This is a genomic window from Exiguobacterium sp. s161 (assembly GCF_018619045.1).
In the GTDB taxonomy this organism is placed as follows: domain Bacteria; phylum Bacillota; class Bacilli; order Exiguobacteriales; family Exiguobacteriaceae; genus Exiguobacterium_A; species Exiguobacterium_A indicum.
This window is the reverse complement of sequence record NZ_JACSNH010000001.1, coordinates 1-17,522: the sequence shown is the minus strand read 5'-3', so window position 1 is coordinate 17,522 and position 17,522 is coordinate 1. Positions and strand designations below refer to the sequence as shown.

Sequence of the window (17,522 nt, the reverse complement as noted above, 5' to 3'; positions counted from 1 at the left end):
CACTGATTGATACGGATTTTTTTGCTTTACCGTTTCCACCACGCACGTTCAATTTCTCCCATCGAGACGTACGCAGGATCGATTTGTTTAGCCAATCGATTCATTCGAGTGACACCAAGACCGACTCCGCCGCTCCAGACAAGTAAGAGAACGAATAAATAACCGGGAGCATTTGGAATCGAAAGCATGACGAAAGCGATTAGCCACGCCACGACATATCCTATGATCGTCAGGTGAGCAACCTTCTGAACAGTCTGTTGATAGATACCTTGCGTTAAATAGGACTTCATGAGTCGTAGCCGGACGATTTCTCGAGCGACTCCAATTCCACAAAGACAGAAAAACAAGGTTTGTCCAAAGACGGATTCAACCGCTGGTAAAAACCAAGCAAGTATGGCGACAATCAATCCAGGAATCGAAAAGAAATAGGTGACGACATGCACTGGACGTTTCATTACATTCAGACGTGCTTGTCGCTCGAATAGGTGTTCCACTTCGATGTTCCTTTCTGTTTGACGAAGCGGGCTACTTCTCCGTCACTGATATAATCCGGGTCACGCGCTCCGTCACGTCGGATGATCCATTCGCTGATGAAGTAGAGCGGTGTTAAAATCGCAAAAATGGCCACCAGCATCTTCCAGAACGGTTCCTCGATCGTCTGGATGATGACGATCGTCAAGACAGCGTACAGCAGGACGTGACTACCGACACGTAGTAAAAATTGCCGACGGACTTGTGCGTTTGAGATATAGCCGTCTAAAATTTTTTGTTTTTTTAATTGATAGCGAAAATCGGAGGCGAGAAAAACGGCTGGAATCGCCAAAATCAACATCGGGAGATCCGTCCATTCAATTAAGATACCGACTGTTATGAATAGAAACATGTTCCAATACCAGCGTGTGCCGAGCCACTCGACGTCTCGGTACGCGAGCGCAAGTTTTTGTAGACGTTCTTCACGAGCTGTTTGCATGACATCGTCTCCTTTAGCGCGCTTTGTGAATTTCTTTTTCCGTGATATACGTTGGATCAATCTTTCGTGAGATGAACTCTAACGTCTTTCGACAGAGCCAGTAGAACGGAATGACGACGATGACGAGACCGATCAAGAAGTACGTGTTCGGTCGATCGACCGCCCAAACGATCAGACCGGCGAGTGCTCCGTACTGTAAGATGCCGATCAGGACATGTACCTGATAGAGCCGTCTTGCTGAATCCTTTGATGTGTATTCCGCGACAAGCGCGAACCGCTTCCGTTGTAGCAACATGTCATAGCCAAAATACAATAACGGGACGATCATCGCGTAGATTGGTTTCTCGAGTGTGTTACTGAGCGCTAAGAATGCCGCAAGCATGACCCACATGCCAGTCTTCGTCTTCTGATGCATCTCTTCGTACAGCGCCGCTAAGGCATCTGTTTGTGTATGTACGTGTTCCATGATCATCCACCTTTCTATACTGTCATATACTTACATTTTACTCGATCGGTTTCATCTGTAGTACGATTTTTGAAAAAAAAGACGTCCTACCGCTTAGGGTAAGACGTTTTCCATGAAGACTACGCACTGACCTGAATGATCAGATAGATGACGCTATAGGCAACGATCGCGAGCGGTATCATCGCGACACCGATCAGCCAGCCGTTTTTGTCGCGGATACCGAGATATAAGACGAGACACCCTACAATGAAGGCGATTAAGGTCGTGAACGGATTCATGGTTGTTCCCCCTCTGACTTGTTTCTGTTCTTAAAATTCCCCCTCTTCTCGTCTCATAAACCCTTCAAGACGCTTCGGCACGCAAGAAAAGCCAAACGGATTTCCGCCTGGCTTTATCTTTTGTTTCTTATTTTTTCGTGATAACGACTGTTTTCGTAACAACGTGTCCACCGATATCCTTCAATTTCAAGTTGTACGTGTTTTTCCCCTTCTTGAGCGTCACTTTTTTCGTGATTGTCTTTTTGAAGGATCTCATTTGGTATGGTTCCTTGAAGGTATGACGGTATACCGCATTATCATTCATATCAAATCGAATCTCATCATAATTATCTTGAAGAACGATTTTAAGAGATGCTGTCTTTGTTTTTGCTGATACTGTTTTTGGTGCTGTCACTTTTAAAGTCGGCAATGTCGAATCTAGAATGACTTGACGACTAAATACCAAGCGATTTCCTTTTCCATCATAAGCTTCGACTTTAAACGATTTGACGCCATCTTTCGTATAGGTCACATCATGGCTGAACACATACTGCTGTTTTGCTGCATCAAAACGAAGCTGGACGGCTTTTCCGTTAATTTTGAATGATTTGATCCCTGACTCATCGGATACATGACCCGCGATAGTAACTACTTTAGATGTCGACAGACCGAGTGCGACCGGTGTGTCGATTTGGACGGTCGGTACCGCCTTGTCGATGCCTGTCGTGTTCACCGATTTCGTCACGGTATTTCCTGCATAATCCTTGACGACAAAATCAATCTTCGCTGACTTCGAGAGACCTTTGAGTTCATATGCTTTTTCTGTCGGTGCAAGCGGCTGTTTGAGGACACTTGTTCCATCGACGAGAATGTCATACGACGCTACACCTGTTCCCTGATCGCCTGCTGTCCAAGAAAGTGTTTCTTTTGCAGTATCCCATTGAACAGTTGCTGCTGGTTTTTTCGTATCAATATAGACGGGGAAGAGATTCGACTGCCACTTCGCATTCGGATAATCGATGACTGATTTCACTTGGTAATAGTAAAGACCGTCTTTGACTGGTTTTCCATTGACTGTTCCATCCCAAGCCGCACTTGTGACGGGTGTGAATCCATCTTCAGAACCGCTATCATAATAGTTCTTCACAACGTCTGTTTGTAGATCTAATTTACGGAGTGTTGCTTTATTCCGGTCAAGAATCGAATACTCGACTTTTCGTGCATTACGAAGGAACGAGAGGACTGGGAACGCCTCGTCAACGCTACCATCGTTGTTCGGTGAGAACGCAACCTTGTTTTCAACGACTTTTCCCGCCGTGTTCGTGCCGAGGAACTCGAAATCATCTTTTACTTCTGTCGCTAATCCAGTTAATCCGTAGAATGTCTTCTCTTCGTCATAACGCGGTGCATCGACGATCGGTGCCTGATCCCACTTTCCTTTGAATCCGACGTACGGCACTGTCAATTCCGGATTTTTACTCTTCGTATCGATTAAACGAACGAAACCTTCAACGAAGTAGCCATTTTCAAAGACTTGCTCAAGTGGAAGACCGTTTGCCCAATCGACTGTATCTTTCAAATCGACCGATACACTTACTTTCGTTGAGCTCTTCGGATTGATGGAGACAGAACTTGCTTTTTTCGAACCGACTGCGAATGAGATTGGGAACGTTCCTTTATTCGGATCGACCGCATCCACTGAGTTTTTCTTATAAATATTGTTGGCTTCCAGGAAGTTCGTTCCTTCTGCACCGAGATCCGATTGTACCGTTCCGGCCAATTGATATGTCACTTTTTCGCTACTATAGTTTTTCAAATCGAGCGTGAACGTAAATTTCTCACCGACCTCTTTGAGTGCAGCCTTTCCTTCACCCGATTTCGTTTCCGTAACGACGACTGGTGTTTTCATCGCAGCACGTAGATCCATTAAACCAGCACCTTCACGACGTGGTGAATAGAAGCTACCAGTTTTCGCTTCAGCATTATACTGCCCTTTATCAAGCTGTGGACGTGACGTGTTCATGAGGATATTCTTCGCGAGTTTAACGCGTGTCGCACCATCGACTTTGAAATCCTTCGCGATTCGTTGCATGACAAGTGCCGTTCCTCCGGCGACGTGTGGTGCTGCCATCGATGTTCCACTCATGACGCCATATTCGTTATCATTGAGCGTCGAGTAGATTTTTCCACCCGGTGCCGTGATTTCAGGTTTGAAATCAAGATTTGGTGTGACACCCCATGACGTGAAATCAGACATCTCGCCCGCTACTGGGTTATCTGCTGAGACCGCTTTTCCATCGAACGTGACAGCAATTGCTTTACCTGCTTTCGCTTTTTCTTCAAGATCATTCCCATCCGCGATGCTGAGCGTCACCATCGGAATCGTCGGATTGTTAAGTGCCATGCTGACATAATCCCCATGATCGACTCGTCCACGAACGATGACACCGGCTGCTCCTTGTTTCTCAGCTTCTGCTTGAATCATACCGTAATTGAAACTGCCGTTACGCACAACAAAAACAACTTTTCCTTTGACATCTTTTCCTTGATAGTTCGATGCTTGACCATCGCCGACATAAATGACGTCTTGCTTCTCCTTGTTGAATACCTTAATCGGATTCGGCGAGTCCTGTTTTTGGTACGCCAAATACCCAGCATCCTGTCCGTCAATCGTCAGTGCCATACCTTCAAGCGTTAATTTCGTATTCTCTAGCGATGCGACTTGTAGCGCTTGGCTGATCAACCCTGGAGATCCTACAACACCGATGTCAGGATTCGCTGTATACGGATTGCCTGCACCATGTCCTGTGAATGCCGAGTTTCCAGCAGAGATCGCACATAAGATCCCGTTGTTCATCGCGTTGACGATCGCGCGTTGCTCTGGATCATCTGCGTTGACGAATGATGCCGTCGAACCGAGACTCATGTTGATGACATCCGCTCCGAGGGCGATCGCATCATCAATCGCTTTGATGTAGATATCACTGAATGTCGATGGCATGCCTGGATCATTTCCGAATACTTTCATCGCGAGGAGTTGTGTTTCCGGTGCGACCCCTTTGATACCACCGTTCGCTTCGTCTCCATTAGCACCGACCGTACCCGCTACGTGCATTCCGTGCATCGATGCACCTGCACCTAAATCACGGATTTCGCTATCGTGATCAGCGTAGTTATAGCCGTATGGGACTTTTTCCGTGAAATACTTACCTTTTAGTCCTTTTGTTTCTTTAGCACTCTCGACCTTCGAAGAAGTCAAATCAATCTTCGTCTCTGGGCTCAACACCATATCTTTATGCGACGGATCAATCCCCGTATCGATGACCGCTACAATTGTCCCTTCCCCTTTGAAGCCGTAGTCCTGCCATGTTTCTTTTGCATTAACCATATCTTTGCTATATAACATATCTGGTTTTGCACCTTTATCGGCTTTCGGTCGCGCGTATTCATGGGCGATATGTACGCTCTTGACTCCGTCGAGTTGTTTGATGTCTTCGATGTCGCCGAACTTGACTTCACCACTGAATCCGTTAATGACGGTCGTGAAGCTTTCCTTATATGTAACGGGAATCGATTTTTTAGCGATCGCTGACTTGACTGATTTTTGGACACTTACGAGGCGATCCTTAATCGACTCTTTTTCGGCATTGCTCAATGTGCTATACCGCTTGTTTTGTGCCTGCGCAATTTGAATCGCCGGCTTCTGCTCCATCTCGATGACGACACGGACCTTGTCAGACTGCTTATACACCTTCTCCTGTCCTGTTTTCTTAAGTGAGAGGGCGTGCGGCTTTTGACCGCTTGCCTTATCTTGCGAGGACAGTGCTCCTTGAGCACTGACCAAGTTGGAAGATGTCATCAAGACAGCTGCCAAGAGTGCGATTTCCTTTTTCATGCTTCTTTTCCCCTTTTCTAAAAAACTATAATGATGTTACCAACAAAACAGTTAAACGAAAATTCTGTATATTTAGTTTAATGAAATAGATGGAAATAAACAATTCAGTTCTGTCTGTTTTATATAATTATTTGTTTTTATTGACACTTTATATTGCATTTCCATATTTTGAAAACAACAAAAAACTCTTGAATGCTCAAGAGTTTGAAGTGTACGAATATGGTGGAGACTATCGGGATCGAACCGACGACCTTTTGGCTGCCAGCCAAACGCTCTCCCAGCTGAGCTAAGCCCCCATGAATTAACTTTAGTATACGCATCGCTAACTGCTTTATCAATATAAAAATAACGCTTTCATAAAAAAGAATTCCTTCCAAAATCGTCGGAAGGAATTCACGATTCATTTATTCAATTCACGCATCAAATCCGCCTGTCGTTCAAGCTCTGCCTGTTGCTCGAGGATCAAGGCCTTTTTGTACGTCCGCGCAGAAATCAAGATGCTGATCTCATAGAGAACGAACAATGGGACCGAGATCATCAAATGTGACGTCACGTCCGGCGGTGCGATCAATGCCGCAACGACGAACAGCGCAAAGTACGCATATTTCCGATTCTTTCGCATGAAAATTGGCGTCACGAGACCAAGACGTGTCAGAAACATCGTCACGACCGGCAATTGGAAAAGAAGACCGAACGGAATCGTTAATCGGATTAAGAAACTGAAGTAGTTCTCAACTCCGATGACTTGTTCGATTCCGAGTTCCTTCCCTAGTTCAGTCGAAACTTTTAATAAGAAAGGTAACAACCAAAAGTATGAGAAGGCTACACCAGCCAAAAATAGAAAGAAGATGACCGGAATATACGTCAATGTCGCTTTTTGCTCCTTATCATACAGACCAGGGCGGACGAATGCCCAGAGTTGATACATCCAGAACGGCGATGCCAGCACGATTGCGATGATGAACGCAAGATTCAAATACAACATTAAAGGATCTGCGACGTTGAAGGCATTCAAACCGATACCGAGCTCTTTTAAGTCCGCTTGCAAGAAGCGAACGAGCGGTCGGACGAGCGGAAATGCAACAGCGAACAGGACGACGACGATGATAAGCGACCAGACGATTCGTTTACGCAGTTCGTCTAGATGCGACGTCACGCTTTGTTCTTGATCAATCGCCATGATTCAATCACTTCTCTTTCGGTTCATCCTTTTTATCGTCGTCCATGATACCGTTCGTTGCGCTCTTGAACTCTTTCAATGTCTGACCCGCAGCACGACCAAGTTCAGGTAACTTTTTCGGTCCGAAGATGATTAATGCGACGACACCGATTAGTGCTAAGCTACCTGGTCCGATGAATGCTATAGTTGACGGGATAAGGTTTTCCATTATGATTTCACTCCTTCAGCTGATTGCGAATAATGCTTCATGAAATAAACTAACGACTGCAACTCGATCGATAAATCGATGTGATGGACCCGGACGCTCGCTGGCACGTTCAACCGCGCGGGCGTAAAGTTCAGGATGCCCGTCACACCATACTCGACTAACTCATCCGCTACTGACTGCGCGAACTGGGATGGAACCGTCAAGATGGCAACATCGACCTGATTCGCTTCGATTTGTTCTTTCATGTCCGAAACATGATAGATTGGAACGTCATGCGTCGTTGTTCCGACCTTCTCTTCGTCCGCATCAAACGCAACGACTATCCGAGTACTATTATTCTTTAAAAAGTTATAATTTGCAAACGCTGTTCCGAGATGACCGACCCCGATTAAGGCAACATTCGTCACCTCATCTTGATTCAAGGTTTTGCGGAAAAACGTTAAGAGATGTTGAACGTTATATCCATACCCCTTCTTCCCTAATGCCCCAAAGTAGGAAAAATCGCGACGAATCGTTGCTGAATCAACCTTCACCGCCTCGCTTAACTCAGCAGAAGAGACGCGGAGCTTGCCTGAATTGTATAAACTTTGGATGAAGCGATAATATAGCGGCAACCGTTTTGCTGTCGCTTGTGGAATTTTTGTGTCTGGTCCATTCATCCTGCAGTTCCCCCTTCGGCCACATCCATCGTGGCACCCAAATCTTTGCAAAAAGCTTTCTACTCTCCTTGATTGTAAACCACTTCACATAGAGTCACAAATAATATATTCCGCAGGACCTCGCGCTTTTGTTCGTGATAGACTAAAGGGTGGAAGGATGGATGGAAATGATACTCTTACAAGTCAACCAACTCTCGAAATCATTCGGCGTTGAGCCGATTTTAGAAAATATCAAATTGGAAGTACAAGAGCGTGACCGGATTGCGCTCGTCGGACGAAACGGTGCCGGTAAATCGACCTTGCTCAAAATCATCGCTGGCGAACTCAGTCATGACTCGGGCGACATCATGAAAGGCAAGGATGTCAAAATCGGTTATCTCGCGCAAGACAGTGGTCTTGAATCGAACGAGACGATCTGGAACGAGATGCTGACCGTCTTTGAACATCTCCAAGAACAAGAACGAACACTACGCCGGATGGAAATCGAAATGGGCATGGAGCATATCTTGAACGATCCGGTCGCGTACGATCGTCTCCTAAAGACGTACGATCAAGCGCAACACGACTTCTCAGAAGCGGGTGGTTATCAGTTCGAAGCGAATATCCGCTCCGTCCTGCACGGCATGCGCTTTTATCCGGACGATTATTCGCGCCGGATCCAAACGTTATCCGGTGGTCAACGGACACGTCTCGCCTTAGCGAAGATGCTCCTGCAAGCACCAGAGCTCCTCATTCTCGATGAGCCAACCAACCACCTCGATATCGATACGCTCGCTTGGCTCGAAAGTTACCTCGGCGGTTATCGTGGTGCCGTTCTGATCGTCTCGCACGACCGGTACTTCCTTGACCAAGTCGTCAATGTCGTCTATGAGCTGTCACGCAATGTCTGCCGTAAGTTCACCGGTAACTACACGAAGTACTTGGAACAAAAAGCGGCATTGTACGATCAAGAAATGAAACAGTTCGAACAGCAACAAGAAGAGATCGCGAAGATGCAGGACTTCATTCAACGCAACATCGCTCGGGCGACGACGACAAAACGTGCCCAAAGTGTCCGGAAGCGACTCGAGAAGGTCGACCGACTCGACCGACCAGATGGCGATGAGCGTAGCACGGTCCTGTCCTTCCCGATTGAAAAACAGAGCGGGAACGACGTTCTTCAAGTCAATCAACTGGCGATCGGTTACGAAGAAGCTGTCTCAAAAGACATCACGTTCCGCTTGCAACGCGGTGAATCACTGGCACTCGTCGGACCGAACGGCATCGGAAAGTCGACGCTTCTAAAAGTCCTCGTCGGTCGCTTACGCCCCCTCTTCGGTGATTTCCGTTTCGGAACTGGCGTCTCGATCGGATATTACGATCAAGAGCAGGCAGAACTCAATGACCGGAACCGCGTCATCGATGAGATTTGGAACGAATGGCCTTTGATGCGTGAACAAGAAGTCCGGTCTGTCCTCGGGCAATTCTTGTTTAGCGGTGACGATGTCTTCAAGATCGTCCATGAGTTATCTGGTGGCGAACGCGGACGTCTCGCGCTTGCGAAACTGAAACTCCGGAAGACGAACGTCCTCGTCCTCGATGAGCCGACGAACCACTTGGATCTAGATTCGAAGATGGTCCTCGAAAATGCGCTCGTCGACTATGAAGGAACGCTACTATTCGTCTCTCACGACCGTTACTTCATCGACCGGATCGCGACCCGTGTCATCGAGATGAGTGAAACCGGCGTGACGGAATACCTCGGTGATTATTCGTACTACACGGAGAAGAAGGCGGAGCAAGAAGAGATTGCGCGTCTTGAAGCCGAGGAAGCAAAAGCTGCAAAGGTCACGGCGTCGAAGACGATCGATAAAGAAGCGCAGAAGGAAGAGCGCAAGCGCCGTCAGCAAATCGAACAACTCGAACAAGACATTGAGCGGCTCGAACAGCGTTCAGCGGAGATCGAACAGTTGCTTTGCGAACCGGAAGTCTTCAATGACATTCCGAAAGCAACGGCACTTTCGGCAGAACGTGATCAGATTGATGTCGATTTGCTCGAATTAATGGAACGATGGGAGAACCAACACTGATGCGGACGAAGAGCTTTTTCATCAATCTCATCTTAGGATTACTATCCGGTGTTCTCTATTTCGTACCGTTATATGCCGATTATGTATCCGTCTTTATTCGTCCAGATGCCTTCAATGCTGCACTTCCTTTGTTCCTCTTGATTTCCTGCATGATCGGTCTCGTCATCCAGACATGGAGTGGGCTCTTCATCAGTTTACTCTCGGGATTATGCTGTACGCTCCTGACGATACAGCTATTCGTCGAACTCAATGATCCGTTGATCTTATCGTATTACGGTAGTGTCTCTCCAATCAGCGCTTTCTTGATCAGCTGCGTCGGAATATGGGCACTCGCAATCGTCTTTTATTTGCTCGATGGCTATCAGTACAGTAAACGTCATGGACTTGAAGCCTCTTCAAACGAAATCGATCCGCAGCCTTGATGAATCAGATGAACGACATGAAAAAAGGAGTGGAGATTCCGGTAGTTAGACCGGTCTCTCCACTCCTTTTTGTTTGAATCAAAACGAATCATACGATGAGTCAGGCATTCACACTTCGATCATTTCGTCGGTCGGGCAATCGTAAACGTCTTCCCGATCGTCGCATAATCATTCCCTGCTAAACGAGCGACAGCCTTCAAGCCTGCCGCGTCAATTCGGAACGACTCGACGAGTTCATCTGCAACGTGATAGCGCAGTACTTCCCCGATTAGAAGATCGGCACCTTTTAGCTCGACGTGTTGCGTCAAGCGCATCTCGAAGCGAATTTTCGCTTCCGCGATTCCGGGTACTTCGATTGCGTCACTATCGACGAGTGTTAAATCCGTCCGCTTAAGCTCACTCTCACCGTAAGCAAGTGGCGCTGCTGTCTCATTGACTGCGTCGACGATCTCTTCGCTGACGATATGGATGACATAACTTTGTTTCGCTAAGATGTTACGTGCCGTATCCTTCTGCCCCTGATCCGTCCGTTGTACGGCGATCACCAGTTGCGGCGGACTGCTTGAAGCGACCGTAAAGAAGGAAAACGGTGCAGCGTTGACCGTCCCGTCTTCTCCTTGCGTTGTCACGAAAGCAATCGGACGCGGAATGATGCTTCCGATCAGTAATTTATAATTGTCTTTTGCGCTAAGCGTTGATGCCTCGAACTTCATGAATGACCCACCTTTTTCTTTACCCGATGAGTGCAGCGAGTGAATAGTCTCCAGCACCGATCATCGCTACACCAAGCGCGATGACGATCAATGCCATGTTGTATTCGTACCCGTTCTGCGTCACCCAGTAACCATTTGCACCGTGTACTTTAACGATCGCAACAAGCATCGATCCGATGATGAGGAGCGCTGCGATCCAGAGGAATACGCCTCCTGCAAACAACAAGCCGCCGATCAATTCAGCAAGACCTGCTGTAATCGCGAGTGCCTTCCCTGGCTTCATGCCGATTGATTCGAACCAACCGCCTGTTCCAGCGATTCCGTGTCCACCGAACCAACCAAATAATTTTTGTGTCCCGTGTGCAGCGAATGTTAAGCCGATGATTAAACGAATGATTAAAAGTCCTGTATCCATCATTGCTCTCTTCTCCTTTTACCTAATGTATTTTAGTTACTTTAAGTAACTCAATAAACAGACTATATCTTATCACTTACTAAAAGTAAATAGATTTGTTTTAGTTCTTTTTGTTACATTAAGTAAAATGATTCGATTTTTTTAGCAGAAGCGGGTATACTACAACTATAGAAAGGATGAGTGCTGATGGAAGAAGTCGCAATCCAACCGGCTCTTTGTCCCAAAGTCGAACATGCCTTTGAAATCTTAGGTAAGAAATGGACGGGTCTGATCTTACGTCACTTGTTGACGAAGACATGTCGTTTCAATGAGATTCAAGATGCCATTCCCGAATTATCAGGTCGTATGCTCACGGAACGTATGAAGGAGCTCGAAGCGGAAGGCATCGTCATCCGGACTGTCATTCCCGATCGTCCGATTAAGATTCAATACAGTTTGACCGACAAAGGGCGCCAACTCGAACCGGTCATTCGTTCCATTGAGGAATGGGCCGAACTACAAGACTAATGTATAGAAAAGCATCTTCTTCGGAAGGTGCTTTTTTATATGTCCTTTGACATTGATAATCATTATCAATTAAAGTAGAGAAGTACAGTGAAAGGAGGAAGATGCATGCATATCGCGATTGGATTCGTCAGCATGTCCGGTAATACGGAAGATATCGTCTCGCTCATTCAACATGAACTCGAGCAACACGGTGTCAACGTGACGATCACGGAACTAGATCAATTCGTCGGGGAGGACTTATCACGTTTTGATGGTCTATTACTCGGCTCATATACATGGGGAGACGGTGATTTACCGTATGAAGCAGAAGACTTCGTTGAGGAGCTAAGGGAACAATCCTTAGACGGGATACCGGCGGCTGCTTTTGGTTCGGGGGATCTTGATTATCCGAAGTACTGCGCAGCCGTTGATTTGATTGAAGACGCATTAAAAGAAGCTGGGGCGACCCTCGTCACGGATGGCTTGAAGATTGAGTTTGATCCGAATACCCCGGAGAAACAAGCCGCTTGTCGTGCATTCGCGCAAACGTTTCATCGCTTTTTACAACAGGTTCATTCTTGAGTGTCGTTTGAATCCGTACTGTAAGGGAATCGTTAAAGCAGACTCTATGAAAGTGAGATGAATGTTTTATGACGATTCAAGCACTCGTCTTTGACGTCTACGGTACATTATTCGATGTCCATTCCGTCAAAGAACAAGCCGAAGCGCTTTATCCGGATCACGGAGAAGCGATCAGCAAACGCTGGCGGGAGAAACAACTGGAGTACTCTTTCCTCCGACAATTGAACGGACAGTATGTGCCGTTCAGCCAAGTGACACAAGATGCTCTCCGCTATACGTTACTCGAACTGAAGCTCCATGTGACCGAGGAACAAATCACGACCTTAATGGAGACGTACCTGACGCTTGATGTATATCCTGAAGTCAGCTCCGTTCTCGAGACGATGGCGGACAAGCGTCTGGTCGTCTTCTCGAATGGTTCCCATGATATGCTCGATCCGCTCATTGAGCAGTCAGGCTTAGCCGATCGGTTCGAACATCTCGTCAGTGTCGATGATATCAAACAGTATAAGCCAGCACCTGCATCCTATATGCATGCCTTAAACACGCTCGGTCTAAAACGCGAGGAGATCCTCTTCATGTCCTCGAACGGTTGGGACATCACCGGGGCGAAGAGTTTCGGCTTCAAAACGGCATGGATCAATCGAAATGGACTTCCGGTCGAGGAATTGAATCTCGATCCCGATCGTATCTATGATGACTTGACGGGTATCACTGAATGGCAATGAACGAACAACAGCGGACTCCTATTTAGGAATCCGCTGTTTTCATGGATTTAGTAATTAGACAAACGTGAGTAACCCTTCTTAAATAGATCGAGTTTCAGACCGCCTTCTTTTTCGATGAAGAAGAGGTATTCGTTTTGATCCGTATCCTTATAGAAGACCTTAAATAACGTCAACGTCCGTTTTTTATTGTTCTCGACAGCCGTCACCTCATGCTTTGAGATGACCTCGGCTTGGACTTGTTCTGCATCCATCTTTTGAATCATTGGTTCGAATGACTTCTTTTCTTGATCCGTCACCGGTGTTCCGGAAGCAATCATGAAATAATCATCACTCGCCTTGTTCGTTAAACCATACTTCCGATCGACGATGACGACGTTACTGAGCTTACCATTGATTGTCTGATCAAAAGCATATAACTTTTGAATCCGGGTCTTTTCCCCTTCTGCTCGTCCGATTTCGTAAAGTGGACGTTGTTTCGTATTCGTCTCGACCGCTTTTTTATCGGGTACGAGTTCTTCCTTATAGGCGACTTGGTATGCGTTGACGATTTCTCGGACCTGAAGTCCGATCGCGACGATGACCAGTACCGCTAACAATGCGATGATGACTTTTTTCATTCCATTTCCCCCAAGTTGTTCGGATTCCTTACTTTAAATCTAGCCCAGGTTCTGCGTTCATGGCAAGTGTCGAATAGCGTAACGCGCGATATGGATGAATTGCAGCCGCTCCGATCATCGCTGCATTGTCTCCACACAGGTGCATCGGCGGAATGACGAGATCGATTCCTTCCTTCGCACACGCCGCTTCGAGACCTTGGCGTAATCCTTTGTTAGCAGCGACGCCACCAGCAAGTAGCAATTGACGTCCCCCTTTATCCTTCACGGCACGAACCGCCTTTGTCACGAGTACCTCGACGACGCTCGCTTGGAAACTTGCAGCTAAATCTTCCGGAATGATCGTTTCTCCCCGTTGTTCGGCGTTATGCACGGCATTGATGACCGCTGACTTCAAACCGCTGAAGCTAAAGTCGTACGAGTCCTTCTCAAGCCAGACGCGTGGAAAATGGAACGTATCCTGACCGGTCTGTGCCAATTGGTCGATTCGTGGACCACCTGGATACGGTAACTTCAACGTTCGAGCAACTTTATCATAGGCTTCCCCCGCGGCATCATCCCGTGTTTCACCAATGACTTCATATACACCGTCTTCTGGCATGTAGATCAGTTCCGTGTGCCCACCTGATGCAATCAAACAGACGAGCGGGAACTCAAGCTCTTGCACGAGACGATTCGCATAGATATGACCTGCGATATGATGAACACCGATCAATGGTTTATTGTGCGCAAAGGCGAGTGCCTTCGCTGCGCTGACACCAACGAGTAATGCTCCGACAAGTCCAGGTCCTTCCGTGACGGCGATCGCATCAATATCGTCGATCGTGACGTTCGCTTCCGTCAAGGCGTCATCAATGACGTATGTGATTCGTTCGACGTGATGCCGTGAAGCCACTTCAGGCACGACGCCACCGAATCGTTTATGACTTTCGATTTGAGACGAGACGACGTTCGATAAGACGTCGGTTCCTCCACGGACGACGGCAGCTGCCGTTTCGTCGCAACTCGATTCGATTGCTAGAATCAATGGTTGTGTCATAGGTCTTCTCCCTCCAGCTCCAGCCAGTAGATGGCAGCATCTTCATTGTTATCTTGATAATATCGTTTTCGGGCACCGACATACTGAAATCCGAGTTTTTCATATAAAGTCCGCGCTGGTGTGTTCGAGACACGTACTTCGAGCGTCATCGCCCGCAAATCAAGCTCACGACCGACAGCGATCAATGCCGTTAGCAGATCTTCCCCGAGCCCTTGTCCGCGATGCGACTGCTTGACGGCAATATTCGTAATATGTCCTTCATCCGCGATATGCCACAGACCAGCAAACCCAACGATACCATCTTGATCGGCAACGACATAATAGGCATTCGGATTTTGTGTCATTTCCGCTTCGAAGGCATCTAGCGTCCACGGTGTCGCAAATGATTCGAGTTCAACCGCATGAACACCTGCAGCATCCTGTAAGGTCATGCGACGAATGCCCTTACTCATGACGCTGTGCCTCGATCCATTTCGCTTCTGCTTCAGCCAGACGCAGGTAACGTGGCTCAAACGCATGCGCTTCGACCGTCCGGCGTGTTGCACCGAGTAAAGCGAGTACGCCGGCACGTGGCGTCCGGAAAGCAGGAGCCGCCTTTTCAAATGGCTGAAGAATCTCTTCGAACGCATCGACGTCTCCTGTGACGAGCGTATCTGGCGGTAACGTCTTCACAAAAGAAGAGATCTCGACATGCTGTTCTTCACCGATTCGTTTCCCGGCGTCGTACACTCCGACAAACCCTGCTCCACGCCGCGCATCTTGAATTGCTGCGACACGTCCCGTATGACCTGTCGAAGCCGCCATCAGTTCAAGTGTCGAGATGGCAACAAGCTCGATACCGAGTGTATAGGCAAGCGTCTTCGCTGTCGTCGCTCCAATCCGTAATCCCGTATAAGAACCAGGACCGTCAGCAACAACGATGCGTGTCAGTTGAGCCGGTGTCCATTTTGCTTCTACCATCAAGCGCTCAAGCAACGGCATGAGTTTCGTCGCATGATTCAAAGACGTGACGTAAGAAGCTTCTGCTACAATCTGTTTCCCGTCTGAAAGAGCGACTGATAATTGTTTCGTCGATGTATCAATAGCTACGATTTTCATGATTTCAATCCCTCACATAATGTAATGTATCGTTCTCCGATCGGCGTCAGCTCAAAACGTCGACTATCATCACCTGTTCGCGTAATCGTGATTGCCAACCGTTCAGGTGGAAGACTGTCCGCAATTAACTCAGACCACTCGACGACGGCGACGCCTTCACCATTCAAATATTCTTCAAGTCCGATATCATCACCGGAACCTTCCAGGCGATAAACATCCATATGATAAAGAGGAAGACGTCCCGTATAGACTTTCATGATCGTAAAGGTAGGGCTGTTGACGTGACGCGTCACACCTAATCCTTTCGCAAAGCTTTGCGTAAAAGTCGTTTTCCCAGCACCTAAATCCCCATCGAGCGTAATGACCATCCCTGCTTCAGCACGTCGTCCGAGTTCAAGAGCCAAGGCAGTCGTTTCTTCCAAGCTGTTCATTTCCAGTTCTATCATACGATGTCTCCTCCTTAATACGTACTGTTCGTCCTTCTCTATTGTACCGGACGAAAAAGGCAAAAAAAAATACGAAACGCTGAACGTTTCGTAGTAAAGTTGAAGTTAAGTTTAAAATTGGTTGCGGGGGCCGGATTTGAACCGACGACCTTTGGGTTATGAGCCCAACGAGCTACCAGACTGCTCCACCCCGCGACGATAAACGTTTCGGATTTAATTATTTAAAAATTGGTTGCGGGGGCCGGATTTGAACCGACGACCTTTGGGTTATGAGCCCAACGAGCTACCAGACTGCTCCACCCCGCGATGATATAACGTTTCGACAGATATTAATATAACATGTGTCTTTTAAATTGGCAAGTCTTTTTGCCTTATTTCTTTTTACTAACTGTCATAATGAATATTCTTCTATACTGATACGAAAGGAGTGAGCAGATGGGATACTTATTAGATTTACGAAAAATCGTAGGCAACCGACCGTTAATCAGCGTGGGTGCGACCGTACTCGTCATAAATCCACAACATGAACTGCTATTTCAATATCGTTCGGATACCCACAGTTGGGGACTTCCCGGTGGTTCGATGGAACCAGGTGAGACACTTGAAGAAGTCGCGATGCGTGAATTACAGGAAGAAACCGGACTTCAAGCACGCAGCGTTCAGCTGCTAGACGTCTTCTCGGGTCCTGATTACTTTTTCCGTTATCCAAATGGCGATCAAACCTACAGTGTGATCCATCTCTTTCAAGCAAAAGGCGTATCGGGTACATTACAAATGACGGACGGAGAGAGTCTCGACTTACGGTATTTCCCGCTGAATCAATTGCCAACACCGCTTGAAGCGCGTGCTGCAGCGCTCTTACAGCAAGTTACGCCTCGTCTTCTTGACACACCTTCTTCTTTTTAATCTAGATGCTTCGCTTAAACTGACTCGATGGCGGATTAACGTCCATTCGTCAGTTTTTTTATTTCTTTCCTATTCTAAAATGATTACACAAAAAGACCGACCTGCAATCTGCAGATCGGTCAAGTGCCTGGCAACGTCCTATCCTCACAGGGGGAAGCCCCCAACTACTTTCGGCGTTCAAGTGCTTAACTTCCGTGTTCGGCATGGGAACGGGTGTGACCACTTGGCTATCGTCACCAGACGATCGGGCTCGCGCCCTCAAAACTGAAGTCATCAACAAGCATCTGCTAGAACAAGGCCTCGACCGATTAGTATCACTCAGCTCCACATGTCGCCATGCTTCCACCCGTGACCTATCTACCTCATCGT

The 17,522-nt window shown here is 47.3% G+C and carries 21 protein-coding genes, 3 tRNA genes and 1 rRNA gene; 6 read left to right on the top strand and 19 right to left on the bottom strand.

The features are described 5' to 3' along the window. Positions 1 to 26 precede the first annotated feature (26 nt). From KNQ14_RS00125 to KNQ14_RS00085, 9 genes are all read right to left on the bottom strand, one after another. On the bottom strand, positions 27 to 455 hold the full coding sequence (locus tag KNQ14_RS00125; protein ID WP_214859170.1) for a hypothetical protein: 429 nt from the start codon (positions 453 to 455) through the stop codon (positions 27 to 29). Between the two features lie 5 nt (positions 456 to 460). Next, entirely contained in the window at positions 461 to 970 is a 510-nt protein-coding gene (locus KNQ14_RS00120; protein WP_214859168.1) for a hypothetical protein, read from the bottom strand. 13 nt (positions 971 to 983) lie between these two features. Next, positions 984 to 1,436, bottom strand: a complete 453-nt coding sequence (locus KNQ14_RS00115) for a hypothetical protein (protein ID WP_023469600.1) — start codon at positions 1,434 to 1,436, stop codon at positions 984 to 986. A gap of 119 nt (positions 1,437 to 1,555) precedes the next feature. Continuing rightward, complete coding sequence (locus KNQ14_RS00110; RefSeq protein ID WP_014971497.1) at positions 1,556 to 1,714, bottom strand: hypothetical protein; 159 nt, start codon at positions 1,712 to 1,714, stop codon at positions 1,556 to 1,558. A 127-nt stretch (positions 1,715 to 1,841) separates the two neighbouring features. Next, positions 1,842 to 5,588 carry a S8 family serine peptidase gene (locus KNQ14_RS00105; protein WP_214859165.1) on the bottom strand — a complete coding sequence of 1,249 codons (3,747 nt, stop codon included), beginning with the start codon at positions 5,586 to 5,588 and terminating at the stop codon, positions 1,842 to 1,844. A 220-nt stretch (positions 5,589 to 5,808) separates the two neighbouring features. Then, positions 5,809 to 5,884, bottom strand: a tRNA-Ala gene (locus tag KNQ14_RS00100). Positions 5,885 to 5,988: 104 nt separating this feature from the next. Then, complete coding sequence (gene tatC / locus KNQ14_RS00095; protein WP_214859163.1) at positions 5,989 to 6,768, bottom strand: twin-arginine translocase subunit TatC; 780 nt, start codon at positions 6,766 to 6,768, stop codon at positions 5,989 to 5,991. A gap of 7 nt (positions 6,769 to 6,775) precedes the next feature. Further along, positions 6,776 to 6,976 carry a twin-arginine translocase TatA/TatE family subunit gene (locus KNQ14_RS00090; RefSeq protein WP_023469603.1) on the bottom strand — a complete coding sequence of 67 codons (201 nt, stop codon included), beginning with the start codon at positions 6,974 to 6,976 and terminating at the stop codon, positions 6,776 to 6,778. Beyond that, entirely contained in the window at positions 6,976 to 7,635 is a 660-nt protein-coding gene (locus KNQ14_RS00085; protein ID WP_023469604.1) for a redox-sensing transcriptional repressor Rex, read from the bottom strand. The genes KNQ14_RS00090 and KNQ14_RS00085 overlap by 1 nt, the downstream gene beginning before the upstream one ends. Positions 7,636 to 7,802: 167 nt before the next feature. Here KNQ14_RS00085 and KNQ14_RS00080 point away from each other — a divergent pair, with 167 nt between their 5' ends. Both KNQ14_RS00080 and KNQ14_RS00075 read left to right on the top strand, forming a co-directional pair. Next, positions 7,803 to 9,704: an ATP-binding cassette domain-containing protein gene (locus KNQ14_RS00080; RefSeq protein ID WP_041255583.1), complete on the top strand. Its 1,902-nt coding sequence runs from the start codon at positions 7,803 to 7,805 to the stop codon at positions 9,702 to 9,704. Continuing rightward, on the top strand, positions 9,686 to 10,126 hold the full coding sequence (locus KNQ14_RS00075) for a hypothetical protein (protein WP_143404481.1): 441 nt from the start codon (positions 9,686 to 9,688) through the stop codon (positions 10,124 to 10,126). The genes KNQ14_RS00080 and KNQ14_RS00075 overlap by 19 nt, the downstream gene beginning before the upstream one ends. Before the next feature lie 119 nt (positions 10,127 to 10,245). On the opposite strand, the gene KNQ14_RS00070 is transcribed toward KNQ14_RS00075, so the two are convergent. Beyond that, positions 10,246 to 10,839, bottom strand: a complete 594-nt coding sequence (locus KNQ14_RS00070) for a flavin reductase family protein (protein WP_214859162.1) — start codon at positions 10,837 to 10,839, stop codon at positions 10,246 to 10,248. Between the two features lie 19 nt (positions 10,840 to 10,858). Next, positions 10,859 to 11,257: a DoxX family protein gene (locus tag KNQ14_RS00065; RefSeq protein WP_023469608.1), complete on the bottom strand. Its 399-nt coding sequence runs from the start codon at positions 11,255 to 11,257 to the stop codon at positions 10,859 to 10,861. A 183-nt stretch (positions 11,258 to 11,440) separates the two neighbouring features. Here KNQ14_RS00065 and KNQ14_RS00060 point away from each other — a divergent pair, with 183 nt between their 5' ends. The 3 genes from KNQ14_RS00060 (at position 11,441) to KNQ14_RS00050 (ending at position 13,050) form a co-directional block, all read left to right on the top strand. Next, on the top strand, positions 11,441 to 11,761 hold the full coding sequence (locus KNQ14_RS00060; RefSeq protein ID WP_023469609.1) for a winged helix-turn-helix transcriptional regulator: 321 nt from the start codon (positions 11,441 to 11,443) through the stop codon (positions 11,759 to 11,761). A 105-nt stretch (positions 11,762 to 11,866) separates the two neighbouring features. Further along, positions 11,867 to 12,322 (top strand): flavodoxin, encoded by a 456-nt coding sequence (locus tag KNQ14_RS00055; RefSeq protein ID WP_055969417.1) that lies wholly within the window; start codon positions 11,867 to 11,869, stop codon positions 12,320 to 12,322. A gap of 68 nt (positions 12,323 to 12,390) precedes the next feature. Further along, entirely contained in the window at positions 12,391 to 13,050 is a 660-nt protein-coding gene (locus KNQ14_RS00050) for a haloacid dehalogenase type II (RefSeq protein WP_023469611.1), read from the top strand. A 47-nt stretch (positions 13,051 to 13,097) separates the two neighbouring features. On the opposite strand, the gene KNQ14_RS00045 is transcribed toward KNQ14_RS00050, so the two are convergent. The 7 genes from KNQ14_RS00045 to KNQ14_RS00015 all read right to left on the bottom strand — a co-directional run bounded on the left by KNQ14_RS00045 (position 13,098) and on the right by KNQ14_RS00015 (position 16,553). Further along, complete coding sequence (locus tag KNQ14_RS00045; RefSeq protein WP_055969420.1) at positions 13,098 to 13,667, bottom strand: hypothetical protein; 570 nt, start codon at positions 13,665 to 13,667, stop codon at positions 13,098 to 13,100. A gap of 28 nt (positions 13,668 to 13,695) precedes the next feature. Beyond that, the gene (tsaD, locus tag KNQ14_RS00040; RefSeq protein WP_214859161.1) at positions 13,696 to 14,703 is read right to left on the bottom strand and encodes a tRNA (adenosine(37)-N6)-threonylcarbamoyltransferase complex transferase subunit TsaD; all 1,008 of its coding nucleotides are present in this window, start codon (positions 14,701 to 14,703) and stop codon (positions 13,696 to 13,698) included. Beyond that, positions 14,700 to 15,155: a ribosomal protein S18-alanine N-acetyltransferase gene (rimI, locus tag KNQ14_RS00035; RefSeq protein WP_251138247.1), complete on the bottom strand. Its 456-nt coding sequence runs from the start codon at positions 15,153 to 15,155 to the stop codon at positions 14,700 to 14,702. Before rimI ends, tsaD begins: the two co-directional genes overlap by 4 nt. Then, positions 15,148 to 15,801: a tRNA (adenosine(37)-N6)-threonylcarbamoyltransferase complex dimerization subunit type 1 TsaB gene (gene tsaB / locus KNQ14_RS00030; RefSeq protein WP_214859160.1), complete on the bottom strand. Its 654-nt coding sequence runs from the start codon at positions 15,799 to 15,801 to the stop codon at positions 15,148 to 15,150. The genes rimI and tsaB overlap by 8 nt, the downstream gene beginning before the upstream one ends. Continuing rightward, positions 15,798 to 16,247, bottom strand: coding sequence for a tRNA (adenosine(37)-N6)-threonylcarbamoyltransferase complex ATPase subunit type 1 TsaE (gene tsaE, locus KNQ14_RS00025; RefSeq protein ID WP_023469616.1), 450 nt, complete (start codon positions 16,245 to 16,247; stop codon positions 15,798 to 15,800). Before tsaE ends, tsaB begins: the two co-directional genes overlap by 4 nt. Before the next feature lie 118 nt (positions 16,248 to 16,365). Next, positions 16,366 to 16,442, bottom strand: a tRNA-Met gene (locus KNQ14_RS00020). A gap of 34 nt (positions 16,443 to 16,476) precedes the next feature. After that, positions 16,477 to 16,553: transfer RNA gene (locus tag KNQ14_RS00015), tRNA-Met, on the bottom strand. Between the two features lie 129 nt (positions 16,554 to 16,682). Between KNQ14_RS00015 and KNQ14_RS00010 the strand changes: the two genes are divergently transcribed. Further along, positions 16,683 to 17,153 carry an NUDIX hydrolase gene (locus KNQ14_RS00010; RefSeq protein WP_214859159.1) on the top strand — a complete coding sequence of 157 codons (471 nt, stop codon included), beginning with the start codon at positions 16,683 to 16,685 and terminating at the stop codon, positions 17,151 to 17,153. A gap of 125 nt (positions 17,154 to 17,278) precedes the next feature. Here KNQ14_RS00010 and rrf read toward each other — a convergent pair. Beyond that, positions 17,279 to 17,394 (bottom strand): 5S ribosomal RNA (rrf, locus tag KNQ14_RS00005). Positions 17,395 to 17,522: the final 128 nt, after the last annotated feature.

What these genes read in the sequence shown, in the direction of transcription:
- KNQ14_RS00080 (WP_041255583.1), top strand. Translation starts at nt 7,803, where the DNA reads ATGATACTCTTACAAGTCAACCAACTCTCGAAATCATTCGGCGTTGAG.
- KNQ14_RS00120 (WP_214859168.1), bottom strand. Translation starts at nt 970, where the DNA reads ATGCAAACAGCTCGTGAAGAACGTCTACAAAAACTTGCGCTCGCGTAC.
- KNQ14_RS00115 (WP_023469600.1), bottom strand. Translation starts at nt 1,436, where the DNA reads ATGGAACACGTACATACACAAACAGATGCCTTAGCGGCGCTGTACGAA.
- KNQ14_RS00105 (WP_214859165.1), bottom strand. Translation starts at nt 5,588, where the DNA reads ATGAAAAAGGAAATCGCACTCTTGGCAGCTGTCTTGATGACATCTTCC.
- KNQ14_RS00050 (WP_023469611.1), top strand. Translation starts at nt 12,391, where the DNA reads ATGACGATTCAAGCACTCGTCTTTGACGTCTACGGTACATTATTCGAT.
- KNQ14_RS00010 (WP_214859159.1), top strand. Translation starts at nt 16,683, where the DNA reads ATGGGATACTTATTAGATTTACGAAAAATCGTAGGCAACCGACCGTTA.
- KNQ14_RS00065 (WP_023469608.1), bottom strand. Translation starts at nt 11,257, where the DNA reads ATGATGGATACAGGACTTTTAATCATTCGTTTAATCATCGGCTTAACA.
- KNQ14_RS00055 (WP_055969417.1), top strand. Translation starts at nt 11,867, where the DNA reads ATGCATATCGCGATTGGATTCGTCAGCATGTCCGGTAATACGGAAGAT.
- tatC (WP_214859163.1), bottom strand. Translation starts at nt 6,768, where the DNA reads ATGGCGATTGATCAAGAACAAAGCGTGACGTCGCATCTAGACGAACTG.
- KNQ14_RS00125 (WP_214859170.1), bottom strand. Translation starts at nt 455, where the DNA reads ATGAAACGTCCAGTGCATGTCGTCACCTATTTCTTTTCGATTCCTGGA.
- KNQ14_RS00085 (WP_023469604.1), bottom strand. Translation starts at nt 7,635, where the DNA reads ATGAATGGACCAGACACAAAAATTCCACAAGCGACAGCAAAACGGTTG.
- tsaE (WP_023469616.1), bottom strand. Translation starts at nt 16,247, where the DNA reads ATGATAGAACTGGAAATGAACAGCTTGGAAGAAACGACTGCCTTGGCT.
- KNQ14_RS00110 (WP_014971497.1), bottom strand. Translation starts at nt 1,714, where the DNA reads ATGAATCCGTTCACGACCTTAATCGCCTTCATTGTAGGGTGTCTCGTC.
- KNQ14_RS00070 (WP_214859162.1), bottom strand. Translation starts at nt 10,839, where the DNA reads ATGAAGTTCGAGGCATCAACGCTTAGCGCAAAAGACAATTATAAATTA.
- rimI (WP_251138247.1), bottom strand. Translation starts at nt 15,155, where the DNA reads ATGAGTAAGGGCATTCGTCGCATGACCTTACAGGATGCTGCAGGTGTT.
- tsaB (WP_214859160.1), bottom strand. Translation starts at nt 15,801, where the DNA reads ATGAAAATCGTAGCTATTGATACATCGACGAAACAATTATCAGTCGCT.
- KNQ14_RS00060 (WP_023469609.1), top strand. Translation starts at nt 11,441, where the DNA reads ATGGAAGAAGTCGCAATCCAACCGGCTCTTTGTCCCAAAGTCGAACAT.
- tsaD (WP_214859161.1), bottom strand. Translation starts at nt 14,703, where the DNA reads ATGACACAACCATTGATTCTAGCAATCGAATCGAGTTGCGACGAAACG.
- KNQ14_RS00075 (WP_143404481.1), top strand. Translation starts at nt 9,686, where the DNA reads ATGGGAGAACCAACACTGATGCGGACGAAGAGCTTTTTCATCAATCTC.
- KNQ14_RS00090 (WP_023469603.1), bottom strand. Translation starts at nt 6,976, where the DNA reads ATGGAAAACCTTATCCCGTCAACTATAGCATTCATCGGACCAGGTAGC.
- KNQ14_RS00045 (WP_055969420.1), bottom strand. Translation starts at nt 13,667, where the DNA reads ATGAAAAAAGTCATCATCGCATTGTTAGCGGTACTGGTCATCGTCGCG.